At 61.4% G+C, this 13,496-nt stretch carries 16 protein-coding genes and 2 pseudogenes; all 18 read left to right on the forward strand.

Going from position 1 to position 13,496, the window contains the following annotated elements:
- Positions 1 to 304: DUF6127 family protein (locus tag C8024_RS00795; RefSeq protein ID WP_173202595.1), on the forward strand; the 304-nt coding region annotated here is incomplete at its 5' end.
- A 98-nt stretch (positions 305 to 402) separates the two neighbouring features.
- A complete protein-coding gene (locus tag C8024_RS00800) occupies positions 403 to 810 on the forward strand; it encodes an HK97 family phage prohead protease (RefSeq protein ID WP_367947081.1) in 408 nt (135 codons plus the stop codon).
- Positions 811 to 862: 52 nt separating this feature from the next.
- Positions 863 to 1,705, forward strand: coding sequence for a DUF5694 domain-containing protein (locus C8024_RS00805; protein ID WP_173202596.1), 843 nt, complete (start codon positions 863 to 865; stop codon positions 1,703 to 1,705).
- Between the two features lie 139 nt (positions 1,706 to 1,844).
- Positions 1,845 to 2,945, forward strand: a complete 1,101-nt coding sequence (locus C8024_RS00810) for a phage major capsid protein (RefSeq protein WP_254305437.1) — start codon at positions 1,845 to 1,847, stop codon at positions 2,943 to 2,945.
- A gap of 117 nt (positions 2,946 to 3,062) precedes the next feature.
- A complete protein-coding gene (locus tag C8024_RS00815) occupies positions 3,063 to 3,608 on the forward strand; it encodes a hypothetical protein (RefSeq protein WP_173202598.1) in 546 nt (181 codons plus the stop codon).
- Complete coding sequence (locus tag C8024_RS00820) at positions 3,608 to 3,934, forward strand: head-tail adaptor protein (RefSeq protein WP_173202599.1); 327 nt, start codon at positions 3,608 to 3,610, stop codon at positions 3,932 to 3,934. The genes C8024_RS00815 and C8024_RS00820 overlap by 1 nt, the downstream gene beginning before the upstream one ends.
- Positions 3,935 to 3,941: 7 nt before the next feature.
- Positions 3,942 to 4,151 carry a hypothetical protein gene (locus C8024_RS00825; protein ID WP_173202600.1) on the forward strand — a complete coding sequence of 70 codons (210 nt, stop codon included), beginning with the start codon at positions 3,942 to 3,944 and terminating at the stop codon, positions 4,149 to 4,151.
- A complete protein-coding gene (locus C8024_RS00830; protein ID WP_173202601.1) occupies positions 4,148 to 4,546 on the forward strand; it encodes a DUF3168 domain-containing protein in 399 nt (132 codons plus the stop codon). The genes C8024_RS00825 and C8024_RS00830 overlap by 4 nt, the downstream gene beginning before the upstream one ends.
- Positions 4,547 to 4,680: 134 nt before the next feature.
- Positions 4,681 to 5,087, forward strand: a pseudogene (locus C8024_RS00835) (phage tail tube protein).
- A complete protein-coding gene (locus tag C8024_RS00840; RefSeq protein WP_173202602.1) occupies positions 5,080 to 5,403 on the forward strand; it encodes a gene transfer agent family protein in 324 nt (107 codons plus the stop codon). The pseudogene C8024_RS00835 and the gene C8024_RS00840 overlap by 8 nt, the downstream one beginning before the upstream one ends.
- Entirely contained in the window at positions 5,393 to 5,689 is a 297-nt protein-coding gene (locus C8024_RS22685) for a phage tail assembly chaperone (RefSeq protein WP_367947082.1), read from the forward strand. The genes C8024_RS00840 and C8024_RS22685 overlap by 11 nt, the downstream gene beginning before the upstream one ends.
- Complete coding sequence (locus C8024_RS00850; RefSeq protein WP_173202603.1) at positions 5,682 to 6,269, forward strand: tail tape measure protein; 588 nt, start codon at positions 5,682 to 5,684, stop codon at positions 6,267 to 6,269. Before C8024_RS22685 ends, C8024_RS00850 begins: the two co-directional genes overlap by 8 nt.
- A gap of 1 nt (position 6,270) precedes the next feature.
- Positions 6,271 to 8,616 (forward strand): annotated as a pseudogene (locus C8024_RS00855) (DUF2460 domain-containing protein).
- Positions 8,613 to 9,431, forward strand: coding sequence for a DUF2163 domain-containing protein (locus C8024_RS00860; RefSeq protein WP_173202604.1), 819 nt, complete (start codon positions 8,613 to 8,615; stop codon positions 9,429 to 9,431). The pseudogene C8024_RS00855 and the gene C8024_RS00860 overlap by 4 nt, the downstream one beginning before the upstream one ends.
- Positions 9,432 to 9,457: 26 nt before the next feature.
- Complete coding sequence (locus tag C8024_RS00865; RefSeq protein ID WP_173202605.1) at positions 9,458 to 9,850, forward strand: peptidoglycan endopeptidase; 393 nt, start codon at positions 9,458 to 9,460, stop codon at positions 9,848 to 9,850.
- Positions 9,851 to 12,076, forward strand: a complete 2,226-nt coding sequence (locus C8024_RS00870; RefSeq protein ID WP_173202606.1) for a phage tail protein — start codon at positions 9,851 to 9,853, stop codon at positions 12,074 to 12,076.
- Positions 12,077 to 12,122: 46 nt separating this feature from the next.
- Positions 12,123 to 12,572, forward strand: a complete 450-nt coding sequence (locus C8024_RS00875) for a DUF2793 domain-containing protein (protein ID WP_173202607.1) — start codon at positions 12,123 to 12,125, stop codon at positions 12,570 to 12,572.
- Positions 12,573 to 12,761: 189 nt separating this feature from the next.
- On the forward strand, positions 12,762 to 13,496 hold a 735-nt coding region (locus tag C8024_RS00880; RefSeq protein ID WP_173202608.1), incomplete at its 3' end, for an outer membrane protein.

A 13,496-nucleotide genomic window follows, 5' to 3' on the forward strand; every position in this document is an offset into this window, starting at 1 on the left:
AAACGAAGAAATGCTCGCCCGCCTGATGGCGCAGGCGGAAGGCGATGGCGCGGATCTGGTGACGCTGCGCGCGATTGTCGAGGAGGCGACAGATAGCGGCGCGGTGCGGGTGCTCGACCGGTTGGGGCTGTCTGATCCCGGTGCCGAGGATGATATCGATGAATTGCGCGAGCTGCTGCGCGCCTGGCGCGACGCGAAGGCGAGCGCGTGGAAAGCGGCGATCCGCTGGATAATTCGCGGGACGCTGGCCTTGCTGCTGGTCGGGATCGCGATGCGCTTGGGGCTGGGACATCTGGTGTCGTGATGGTTGTGCAGACGCCCGTTCGTGCTGAGCCTGTCGACGCACCTTTTGCCGGAAAAGGCCCTTCGACAGGCTCAGGGCGAACGGAACCCGCAAACATCGTGCGCTTTGCAGGCTATGCCGCGATCTTCAACCGGATCGACAAGGGCGGCGATATCATCCGGCCGGGAGCGTTCGGCGATCTGGCGGACGGGCAATCCTTGCCGTTGCTCTGGCAACATGATCCGCGCCAGCAGATCGGCCGCGTCGACTATGTGCGCGAGGACCGGCGCGGACTGCGGGTGATCGGGACCATATCGACCGCGACGCGGGCGGGGCGGGATGCGGTGGCCGGTCTGGCGAGCGGCGCTCTCGGGGGGTTGAGTTTCGGCTATCGGGTGAACCGCTCAACCGGTCGGGAGCCGCGCGAGCTACTGGATCTCGATGTGGCGGAAGTGTCGCTGGTGACATTTCCGATGCAGCCATGGGCGCGCGTTCACCATGTGGATGGACGAGCTGGTTTCACTTGAAAATTTCCTGTCCCAGTGTATTATTGCGGCAATACACAAAGGAGAAAGATCGATGAAAGCCCTTATTGCCACCCTGGCGGCGCTTTGCTTTGCGATTCAGCCAGCTCTTGCAGAAAATATCCCCGAAGAAGCGCGCGAACCCGTCCGGGTGATGGTGCTGGGTGCCTATCATTTTGCCAATCCGGGTGCTGATCTGAACAATCCGCAAGCCGATGATGTGCTGACACCCAAGCGGCAGAAGGAACTTGCGGCGCTGGCGGAGACGCTGAAGACATTCCGACCGACGGTTGTCGCCGTCGAAGCAAGGGCCAAGCCGCCTTATGCGGATGCGGGCTTTGACGACTTCAAGCCGGAGGATCTGGCCAGGAAACGCAACGAAGTGGTGCAAATGGGTTATCGGGTCGCCCATGCTGCTGGCATTGAAAGAGTCTATGCGATTGATGAACAGCCGTCAGAGGGAGCACCGGACTATTTTCCCTATGGCCGCGTCCAGCAACAGGCCGAGGAAACCGGCGAGGCCGAACGCCTCAAGATCATGTCGGATTTCGGTGCGATGATGGCCAGGTTTGAAGAGGAGCAGAAGAGCAAGACCATTCCGGAGTTGCTCATGTTCTGGAATGGCGACACACTGCCGGACGATTTCTACTGGAACATCATGACCATCGGGCAGGGTGAAAAACAGACGGGCGCCGAACTCGCCGCCTACTGGTTCATGCGCAACGCGAAAATATTCAACAAGCTGGTGCAGGTGACCCAGCCGGGTGACCGGGTAATCCTGATCTTTGGCAGCGGCCACAGGGCCTGGCTGCGCGAAATGGTCGAGAAAACACAAGGCTACGAGCTGGAGCCGGTGATGCCCTATCTGCAGCAGGCTGCTGACGCCCTGTCCGAATAGAGCCGGACAATTTGAAAACCCCGAGCCGCCCCTCACCGGGCGGCTTTTTTATTGCCCACAGGAAAGGAAAGACATGACAGATTCTCCCCAATTCGAAACCAAGGCCGACCCGCTTGAAGCGTCATTCGACGCGGTGCTGATGGCCGAGGATGTCGCCAGCCAGAGCGATCAGATCAAATCATTGCGCACCGATGTGGATGGCCTGAAGGTGCAGATGAGCGATATTTCCAAGGCTTCGGCCCGGCCCGCGCTGGATGGCGCGAAGGGGATGCCCTCTTCGGCTGCCGCGCAGGATTTTGTCGCCAAATATCTTCGCCGTGGCGAGCAGGCAGGTGTTGAACTGAAGAGCTTCTCCGGTGCGTCCGGACCCGAGGGCGGCTTTGCCGTGCCGCAGGAGATCGATGCGCTGATCGGGGCGACGCTGAAGGATATCTCGCCGATCCGGTCGATTGCGACGGTCGTGCAGACCGGGACGGCCGGCTATCGCAAGCTGGTCACCACCGGCGGCACGCCCTCCGGCTGGGTCAGCGAGAACGCCGGCCGTCCGGAAACCGATACGCCGGATTTCAACGAGATCGCGCCGCCGAGCGGCGAGCTGTACGCCAATCCGGCGGCGTCGCAGGCGATGCTCGATGATGCGGCTTTTGACGTCGAATCCTGGCTGGCGGACGAGATCGCCCGCGAATTTGCCCAGGCCGAAGGGGCTGCTTTTGTTGGCGGCTCCGGCGTCAACCAGCCGCGCGGCTTTCTCAACGCGACGGTGACCGACGAGAGTGATGACGTGCGGGCGTTCGGGTCTTTGCAATATGTGCCGTCGGGCGCGTCTGGCAGTTTCGACAGCGAAGATGTGCTGGTCGATCTGGTCCACACGCTGCGTCCCGCCTACCGGCAGGGCGCATCCTTCGTGATGAACAGCTCGACGCTGGCGCATATTCGGAAGTTCAAGACGGCGGACGGTGCCTTTCTGTGGCAGCCTTCGCTCGCCAGTGGCCAGCCCGCGACCTTGCTCGGCTATCCGGTGGTCGAGGCCGAAGACATGCCCGATATCGCGGCGGACAGCCTGTCGATTGCCTTCGGCAATTTCCGCGCCGGCTATCTGATCGCCGAACGTAGCGCGACCAGCATCTTGCGTGATCCGTTCACCAACAAGCCGTTCGTCCATTTCTACGCGACGAAGCGCGTGGGCGGGCAGATCATGAATTCGGAAGCGATCAAGCTGATGCAGTTCAGCGCTTCCTGAAGCCTTCTGACTGAAGCCCTTGCTGCGCTTTGGCGCAGCGCGCCCGTGCCGGTTGCTCCCCCTCTCGATCCGGCGCGGGCGCATATTTCTAAACCCAAGTGAAAGGATGCCGCGACCGTGAGCTTCCCCATTGCAGACTGGCCGGATTTGCCGGCAGCGCTGATCGCAGAGGTCAGGGATTTTGTCCGGATTGATCATCAGGCCGATGATGCCGCGATCGATGCGTTTGTGCGCAGCGCCGCGTCCTTGTGCGAGGATTTTACCGGCCAGATGCTGATTGCGCGATCGGTGACCGATATGTTGCCGGCGCGGCGCGAGTGGCAGAAGCTGAAGCGGCTGCCGGTGCAGTCGATTGTTTCGGTCGAGGCGGTGGGCGCGGACGGGATCGCGGCGGCGTTTGCGGTCGAGGACTATGCCCTCGATATCGACAGCGACGGTATCGGCTGGATCAGGCTGCACCGCAGCGACGGCGGGTCGCGGATCCGTGTGGCCTATAGCGCCGGTCTGGCGACGGACTGGGACGAGCTGCCTGCGGGCCTGCGCCAGGGGATCGTGCGGATGGCGGGCTATCTCTACGCCAATCGCGACGGTGTTGACGCCGGTGGTCCGCCGAGCGCGGTGACCGCCTTGTGGCGACCCTTTCGCCGAATGAGGATGGCATGATGGGACAGGAATTTTCCGGAATCTTGCGCGAACGCATATCAATCGAGCGGCAGAGTCACGGGCGCGATGCGCTGGGGTCCGCCGAACCGCAATATCTTACCGTAGGCGTCTTCTGGGCGGCTGCCGAAGCCTTGCACGGCGGAACGGCCAGCGAAGCGGAGAGCCGCTCGGCGATGCCGCGCTGGCGGTTCACCCTGCGCGAGACCCAGGTGATCAAACCGGGCGACCGGCTGGTCTGGGGGGACCGGATAATGACCATTTCAAGCGTGATTCTGGAGCACCGTCTGGTCCCGAAAACCATATTGCAGGCGGAAGAGACAAGATGATGGAAAATTGCAGAAGCGCGGGGAGGCGATTGCCGGCCAGCGGCTGGCCCGCGCTAAATCCGAGATCAAGTCACTGCTGGCAGAGGAATTGCCGGGCGATGTGCGGGTTACTGAAACTGGCGAAGGAGTCCAGGTGGAAGGCCGGCGGCTGAAACAGCGGCTGATCGGGAATAGCAGCCTGCGCGATGTCGCCTTTCTGATGCGGGCCGTACGATGAGCAGCGCGCTGGAAGCGGTGCAGCAGCAGCTGGTGACGCAGTTGATGGCGCATCCGTCGTTGAGCGGCCTGGTCAGCGGCATATTCGACGGTCCGCCGCCGCGTGCGGCTTTCCCTTATATCGCATTGGCGACGGGAGCCTCGCTCGACTGGAGCCACAAGGGTGGTGCCGGCCGCGAGTTGAGCCTTGCGCTGACCGTTCACGACGACGGCGAGACGGCGGCGCGCCTGCACCGGGTGATGGCGCTGGTCGAGGAGGCTCTGGAACCGGGACTGGATGATCCTAATGGCTGGCAGATCGTCACCTTCGATTTTCGCCGCACGCGCGTTCTGCGCAGCGCGATCAGCCCGTGGAATGGTCTGGTCGAGTATCGCGCGAGGGTTTTGAGGGAATAGTGCCCCTGCGCAGGCAGGGGGCCATCTCCCGACCTTGGCTCCACGAACAATCGATATTTGTGCGCAATTCAAGCGGCACGAGATGGGCCCCCGCCTGCGCGGGGGCACAACAACCAACATGAAGGAAACGGAATATGGCAGCAGAAAAAGGCAGCGCCTTTCTCCTGAAAATCGGCGATGGCGAGAGCCCCGTCAGCTACACGACCATCGCGGGTCTGCGGACCACACAGATGTCGATCAATGGCGAACCGGTAGCGATCACCAGCAAGGACAGCGGCGGCTGGCGGCAATTATTGTCGGGCGCGGGGTGCGCTCCGTATCGGTCTCCGGGGCGGGAGTCTTTACCGGCTCGGACGCGGAGATGCGGATCAAGAATCATGCGCTCGGCGGTATCATCGATGCCTATGAACTCAGCTTCGAGGGTGGCGAGCGGTTGCTGGGCGATTTTCTCGTCGCGCGGCTGGACTATAGCGGCGATTATAATGGCGAGCGCAGTTACACTTTGAGCCTCGAAAGCTCCGGGGCGATCGCCTGTGTCTGACCGGCCCGCCAATCGCCTGCGCGGCGAGGCAGAGATTGTCATTGACGGCGCGCGCCTGATCCTGCGGCCCAGCTTTGCCGCCCTGGTCGCGGCGGAAGAGGATCTGGGGTCGCTATTCGATCTGGTAGAACGGGCAGCGGGCGGGCGTCTTCTGCTGTCGGAAATCGTTACCTTGTTCTGGCATGTCGCAAGTGATCGACCCGAGCATTTGACCCGCGATCAGCTGGGCGAGGGGATGATGAAGCTGGGGCTGGCCGGGGTGACGCCGGCGCTGAAGATCTTGCTGAAGCAGATATTGTCGGGTGGTGGTGAGTGAAGCGTGTCCCCGCGAAGGCGGGGATCCATCTCCCATTGGTTCGACAGACGATCTGTTCCGAGATGGACCTCCGCCTTCGCGGGGGCACAATGATTTTTCATCTTCGGTACAAAGATTATCCGGCACAGTCTCCGCCGTCTTCGGCTGGACACCCGACCAGTTCTGGCGCGCAACGCCGGCTGAACTGGCGACCATATTTTCGGTCTTCGCCGGCAGCGGGCCCGGTCAGGCTCCACTCGGCACCGAACAACTCGAAAAACTGAAAGAGGCTTTCCCCGATGGATGAAGAAATCGAACGGCTGGTGGTCAGCGTGCGCGCCGATACCGCCGGTTTTGCCAAGGATGTGGCCGATATGAAAGGGCAGCTTGATGGCCCTTTTGCCTCGGGCCTGGAGCGGGCGGGATCGACTCTGGAGAGCACGCTCAGTCGTGCCATTCGCCGGGGTTCACTCGATTTTGAAGATCTGCGCCGCGTGGCCCTTTCGGTTATGAACGATATTGCCAGCGCCGCGATCAACAACGGGTTGCCAGGTCTTTTTGGCGGTGGTTCGTCCGGTTCAGGCGGCGGCCTGCTCAACTTGGGAACATCCCTGCTGAGCGCCTTTCTCGGAGCGCCGGGGCGGGCGACGGGCGGTCCGGTGACGGGCGGCCGCGCCTATATGGTCGGAGAGCGCGGTCCCGAGCTGTTCGTACCGACGGCAGCGGGGCGGATCGAACCGCCGGTGGCGGCCCGCGCTGCCCCCGATATCCGGCTTACGATCAATATTTCCGACAACGGCCAGGGCAGCGCGCCCGACCAGATGCGTCGCTCGAGCCGGCAGGTGGCGCGCGCGGTGCGCAATGTGCTGAGCGCAAAGGCGGGTTGATATGGGATTCTGGCTCGCCGAGAAAAGAACCGGGCAGCGGAGCAGCTACATCCAGCGCTTCGATCCCCGTTTCTGGACGATCAATTTCCCGCGCCCGATGATGGCATCGGTGGTCACGACCGCTGCAGATGCGCTGCGCGTGGATGCGGTCTTCTACAATAGCGATGATCTCGCCGGGCTGATCTGGGAGAGCGAAGATACGCTTGATCATCCGCTGCTCGCCTATGAAACGGAGCGCGACTATTCGCGGCTCAAATGGGAATTTCGCTGGCGATCTTCCGGGATCATGCCGCTCGATGCGGTCGACGGTCCGACGCTGACCATTGAGGGGCGGGATGCCGCGGGCGATCCGAAATCCTGGTATGTCCGGTTGTGGAACTATGCCAGCGGCACGCCGACCGATGCGCAAATCTCGATAGAATTTTCCAAAGTTGAAGGTGGCTTTCTGCTGCCGGGAGAGGCCGATCCGGTCTTTCCCGGGGATATCGACCGGCTGTTCATTTCGATCATTCCGCCCGAATATGACGAACTGAGCACGCGCTATACGGCGCCGAAAATTGGTTGGGTCGAGATGAGCGCGATCCGGACCGACGGTCAGGGCGCGGTGCTGGAAGTCGGCGATATCATGGTGCCGGAAAATGGTCTGTCGATGGCCACCGCCTATGATGACAGTTTCAACCAGACGCCGGAACGCCTGCTGCGGATGACGCGCGCTTTGGGTTATCGCGGGTCGATCAATCACTATCTGGGGATGAGTCATTATTTCCGGCTCGAAACGATTGGCGAGGGGCTTTATGTCAGCCTTTCGGCGCCGCAAGCGGGTGAGGAATTCGCCGCGATCAACCAGCCGGCAACGGTCTGGCACCGCGACCTGATTTCCCGCGCGGAAGCGATGGGCTTCTCGGTGATCCTCTCGCTGTCCTACGAACTGTTCGACGCCCATTGCTGGAGCGACTGGAAGCAGCGGGCGGAAAATGGCGATCCGGCGCTGACCGGCTGGGAGCCGCCATCGACCCTGCTTTCGCCCGCCAATGGCGACGCGATGCACTATCTGCAGGCCGTCGCGCGGGCCTTTATCGCCATTGCCCGGGATGCGGGCGCGGCGATCCGCTTTCAGGTGGGCGAGCCATGGTGGTGGATCATGCCGGACAAGCGTATTTGTCTCTATGACGATGCGGCCAGCGCGGCCTTTGGTGAAAATTCGGTCAGCATTGCCAGTATCGACGGACCGAAGACCGCGGCGCAAAATGCCATGCTGGATCAGGCCGGCGCGATATTGGCGGCGTCGACCGCCGCTCTGCTGGATGCGGTGAAAGACGAAGCGGGGGCGACGCCGGTGGAGACCCTGCTGCTGGTCTATTTGCCCACGATTCTGGACGAGCAGGCTCCCGAGGCCAAGCGGGCCAACCTGCCCGTGGGCTGGGCATATCCCGCTTTCGATATATTGCAGCTGGAAGATTATGACTGGGTGATTGCCGGCAATCGCTCTGCCACCAGAAGCGGGATCGAACTGGCGACCCAGAGGCTGGGCTATCCGGTTGAACAGCAGCAATATTTCTCCGGCTTCGTTTTGCAACCGGCGGACCGGTTCATCTGGAGCCATATGGTGGACGCCATTGCTGACGCGCATGCGAGAGGCACGGCTGATATTTTCATCTGGGCGCAGCCGCAGGTGGCGCGAGACGGATTCACCTATTTTCAGGAAGAGGAGGAGGATGTGAACGCCTTCGACGACGTGCAATTCCCGCTCGCAATTGGCCAGGGGGCCAGCGTGTCGCCGGGTTTTCCACCAATATCGTGACGACCATTTCCGGTCACGAGAAACGCAACAGCGACTGGGCCGATGCGCGGCTCGAATTTGATGTCGGGCCGGGCGTCCGGAGCGAAGACGAATTGCGGATATTGATCGCTTTCTTCCGCGCGCGGCGTGGAGCGGCGAAAGCCTTTCGTTTCCGTGATCCCTATGACCATAGCTCGCATGACATGGTCGGGGAACCGGCGCCGACCGACCAGTATCTCGGCAAGGGGGATGGCCAGCGGACAGCATTTCCGCTGGTAAAATTACGGTGATCCCGCCGACGAGCCGCAGCAAAGGCGGATCACCCGCCCCGACCCGGAAACGCTGCAGGTAGCCGTCAATGGCCAGACTGCCGGCGGCTGGTCCCTCGGGCAGACGGGAACCGTCGTCTTCGACAGCCCGCCCGCCGACAATAGCGATATCACCGCCGGCTTTCTGTTCGATGTGCCGGTCCGTTTCGAAAGCGACCAGTTGACCGTGAACCACGCAACCTTCCTCGCCGGCGATATTCCCGAGGTGCTGCTGGTCGAGGTCCGGGAGCCGTCATGAGTCTCGACTGGCTGGACCGGGAGGTCACGACCAGCGCCTATCTCTGGCGATTGGTGCGTGCAGACGGCATCGCGCTCGGCTTTACCTCGCACGACCGCGACCTTGTCATCGACGGGATTCGCTATCGCGCAGCCCCGGGGATGGTGCCCTCTTCGATCGCGCTGTCCGACAGTCTCGACATCGACAATGTCGAGATAGCGGGCGTGATGACCAGCGCAGCCATTGCCGAAACAGATCTGGATGCCGGGCGCTGGGACGGCGCGCTGCTCTATATTGCGCTGGTCGACTGGCAGCAGCCGGAGGCCGAGCCACTGCCGCTGATTTGCGGCGAATTTGGAGAGATCGTGCGGTCGGGTGACAGTTTCACGGTCGAGATGCTGGGTGCGACATCCTTTCTCGACGAGCCGGTTGCGCCCGTGACCTCGCCGACCTGCCGCGCCGAATTTGGCGACCGCCAGTGCAAGCTCAGCCTGCACCGCTATCAGCGGGAGGGCCGGATATTGGCGGTGGACGGTGACGCAGTTACAATCGAGGCACTCGGGGATGCCGCATCCGATTTTGCGTTTGGTTCTCTGCGTTTTCTGAACGGCCCGAATTGCGGGCTAAGCTATGCGATAGTCGACGGGGAAGCGGGCGTCGTGCGGCTGGCAGACCGGCCCGCCCAGTCCGTTGATCCAGGCACAAACATTCTGCTCACCGAAGGCTGTAACAAGAATTTCGCAACCTGCCGTGACCGTTTTGGCAACAGCATCAATTTTCGCGGCGAGCCTTATCTGCCGGGCAATGATCTGCTGACGAGATATCCCGGCGCATGACCTCCCCCGGAAAAGGAAAACGGAAAATGGTGGACAAGGCTTTGGCCCTTTGTGGTGCGCGCTTCTGCCTGCACGGCCGCGACGAGGAAACCGGGCTGGATTGCATCGGCCTTGCGCAGCAATGCCTGCTGGCTGGCGATTTTGAATGCGATGCGCCCAACGGCTATTCGATCCGCGGCGGGTCCGAACATGCGATCAGCGCCTTCATGGCGGAGACCGGATTTACCCGCTTTGCGCCGGAATCGGAGCTGTGCGAAGGCGATATTATTCTGGTCAGGCCCAGTCCCGTCCAATGGCATTTCCTGATCCGCGCTGGCGACGGATTTGTTCACGCCCATGCCGGTCTCGGCAAGGTCGTGTTCTGCCCCGGCGAGGCACCATGGCCGATCGTCGCGATATTCAGGCTGACGGAGGATTGAATGGCGACACTGGTTTTGAGCGCCGTGGGCACCGCATTTGGTGGGCCTATCGGCGGCGCCATCGGGGCTATCATCGGTCAGCAGGTCGATCAGAATATCCTGTTCAAACCGAAAGGCCGCGAGGGACCGCGGCTGCAGGAACTGGCCGTCCAGACATCGAGCTACGGGTCCCAGGTCCCCCGTATATTCGGCAGGATGCGGGTTGCCGGAACGGTGATATGGGCGACCGATCTGAAGGAAACGCGTTCCCGCGAGGGTGGCGGCAAGGGACGCCCGAGCACCACGATCTACAGCTATTCCGCCTGTTTCGCGGTTGCTCTGTCGAGCCGCCGGATCAAGGCAATCGGCCGGATTTGGGCGGACGGGAAAATATTCCGTGGCGCCGCCGGAGATTTCAAGACGGAAACCGGCTTTGCCTTTCATCCGGGTGGTGAAGACCAGTCCGTCGACGGACTGATGGCCGGTGCGGAAGCGGGCGGCGGGACACCCGCCTATCGCGGCCTGGCGCTGGCCGTTTTCGAAGACATGGACCTGACCGAATATGGCAACCGGATCCCCTCGCTAACCTTCGAAGTGATCGGCGATGACGGTTCGGTCGCGATTGCCGATATCATCGCGGATATTTCGGGACAGCTCATTGTCCTGTCATCCGCTGACAGGTTAACAGGTTTTGCGGCTGGCGGCGAAGACCGGCAGACTGCATTGCGAGCGCTCACCGATTCCATCGCGCTCTCCTTTTCGTCGGACCCGAACGCGATCGACCGAATAGCCGCGTCGGCGCGCGCTCCTGCGAACGATGAACCGGCTGTGACGGTTCACGCTGACTTTCTCAGTGCGACCGGGATGCAGGAAATTGCGCTACCCGCCCAGCGGACCGCCGCCATTTCCGCGACGCCGAGGCAATTGTCGCTGCGCTATTATGATCCGGCTCGGGATTATCAGTCCGGAATCCAGACCGCATTCCGAGGGGGTGCCGGCAGAATGGCGCTCGTACGGGACTTCCCCGCGGCGATATCGGCAGATCAGGCGAAGAAAATTGCCACGATCGGATTGTGGTCGGAATATGCCGAACGCTCGATCCTGCAGGTTTCCTTGCCCCTGAGCAGCCGCTTGTACCGTCCCGCCATGCTGGTGGAAATCGCTGGTTTCAGGGGCTTGTGGCGGGTCCGGGAATGCGAGATTGGCTCAGGCAGCGCGCAGCTCTCGCTGATACGGATGCGCGCGGACAAGGCTCTGCTGAATGTCGAATCCGACCAGGGCCGGATCATCTCGGATCCGGATCTCCGCGCCGGCCTGACTCGACTGATCCTCGTCGATTTGCCCTTCGCCCTCGATGCGCCCACCGCCGTTTCGGACTCAGCCAGACTTTATGCCGCGGCGGCCGGTGATTCCGGATGGCGGAACGCACAGCTCTTTGCCTCCGGACCGGAGGATGCGTCCGGCGAATATGTCGGCCAGATTCCCGCACCAACGGTTATGGGCACCACGGTCGGGACGCTCGCTACCGCAAACCCGTCCCTGATCGACCAGATCAACCAGATCGAAGTGGCCTTGCACAATCCGCAGATGAATCTGGTCCAGGCGGACGATGGCCGGTTGCTCGCCGGACACAATATCGCCCTCATCGGGCGGGAGATCATCCAGTTCGCGGTGGCCATTCCGCTAGGAGACGGGCGTTTTCGCCTATCCCGGCTGATCCGCGGGCTGGGCGGGACAGAAGCTGAAATTGCCACACATGGTGCGGGCGAGGATTTTGTCCTGCTCGACGGCGGGTCGATGTTGGAAATCGGTCCTGCTTTTTACGCGCCGTTTGCTCCCGCAATCTTTCACGCTGTGGGACGCGATGATCCGGCACCCGTCTCGGCGATGGTCGACTCACCCGGGCGGGCCCTGCTTCCCTGGTCTCCCGTGCATCCGGAATGGCAATTTCTCGATGGCGGCGATCTTCAGATCCGCTGGACCCGCCGGTCCCGTGCAGGGACAAACTGGTCCGATCATGTAGATGTGCCGCTGGCCGAGGAGGTCGAGCAATATCGGATTGAACTGGCAGCCGACGGTGGATCGGCAGCGAGCGTTTCGCTGGAAACGCCGGAGGAGCAGGCTATCCTTTCCGCCGCCCAGATTGCGCCATTCATTAGCGGGAACAGCACGAATATCAACGTCAGAATTTTCCAGATCGGTGCCTCTGGCCGGTCCGTCGCGCTGGCCTTTGCAATTCCGCTGTGACTCCGCCGGTTTTCGCCTTCAACCATTAGCTGAAAAGAGATCTATCATGGCAATATTGGAAACCGCTCGGTTTGAAATTCCGCTGCTGGCAGCAGGGCAGGCGCACAAGGAACTGTTCCACAACGAGGCGCTGACCCGAATCGACTTTCTGATCCACCCGACCGTGCAGGGGATCGAGAGCGATCCGTCAAATATCGAGCCGCTGCCCGGGCAGTCATGGCTTGTCGCGCCGGGCGCCACGAATGACTGGCAGGGGCATGACGATCATATTGCCGGCTGGACGGGAAACGGCTGGGCCTTCATCGCACCGCTGGCGATGATGCGGGTCTATATCGAGCCAACGGCAAGCTTCGCGGTGTATCGCGGTTCCTGGCAACCGGTCGAGGCCATTGCAAATCCGGCAGCGGGCAGCGTGGTTGACAACGAGGCACGCCAGGCTATCGATTCGATTTTGGCGGCTCTTGTCGCGCAGGGGATTCTGCTGTCCGGCCTGTAAAAGCGACTCTCCAGAGCCACAGACACGCGGAATTTCGCTATGCCACCGAGATTATGGCCGATTTTTGGGTTAAATATTGAAAATGGCGACATTTTCGCAACAGTTATGCAATTTGGTCGCTTGCACTGGCAAGATCAAGCGGGTAGAAAGCGGCGTGAATTTAGAACCTAATTGAGAAGGGGAATATAAATGCGGAAGCTTGCCTTAGGAATGGCGCTTGCCTCCACAGCGCTCGCAACACCTGCCCTGGCCCGTGACGGCCAGTGGTATGTCGGTGTCGAGGGCGGTGCGATGATTGTCGAAGACGTTGATCTTGATATTGCTGGTATCGAAAATACCGCCAGCATCGATCATGACACAGGATATGATTTTGACGGAATAGTCGGTTATGATTTCGGATCATTCCGCCTCGAAGCTGAAGTCGGTTACAAGCAGGCTAGCGCCAGCGACCTTATCGGTACGACCCCGGTTCTCGGCGGCGCGTTTATTCCTGGTCTCGGAAATTCCGGAAATGCCGGATATTTCACGGCGACAAACGGCGATGTCAACGCGCTCAGCTTCATGCTGAACGGCCTGGTTGACTTCGGTGCTGATGACGGCCTTCAGGGTTTTGTTGGCGGCGGCGTTGGTGTTGCTCGTACAGAACTCACCAACATCATCGCTTCTCCATGGCTTGACGATTCCGATACCGGTTTCGCATGGCAGGCTCTCGCCGGTGTTCGCGCTCCGATCAGCGACAGCTGGGACGTTGGTCTAAAATATCGTTATTTCAACACCACCGGTGTTGATCTGGTCGACTCGCTTGGTCGCGATGTCTCTACCGATGTTTCGAGCCACTCGATCCTCGGTAGCCTGATCTACAACTTCGGCGGCGAACCAGCGGCACCACCGCCACCACCGCCTCCACCACCACCGGCAGTATGT

Origin of the sequence: Sphingopyxis sp. BSNA05 (genome assembly GCF_013265645.1) — a bacterium.
GTDB lineage: Bacteria > Pseudomonadota > Alphaproteobacteria > Sphingomonadales > Sphingomonadaceae > Parasphingorhabdus.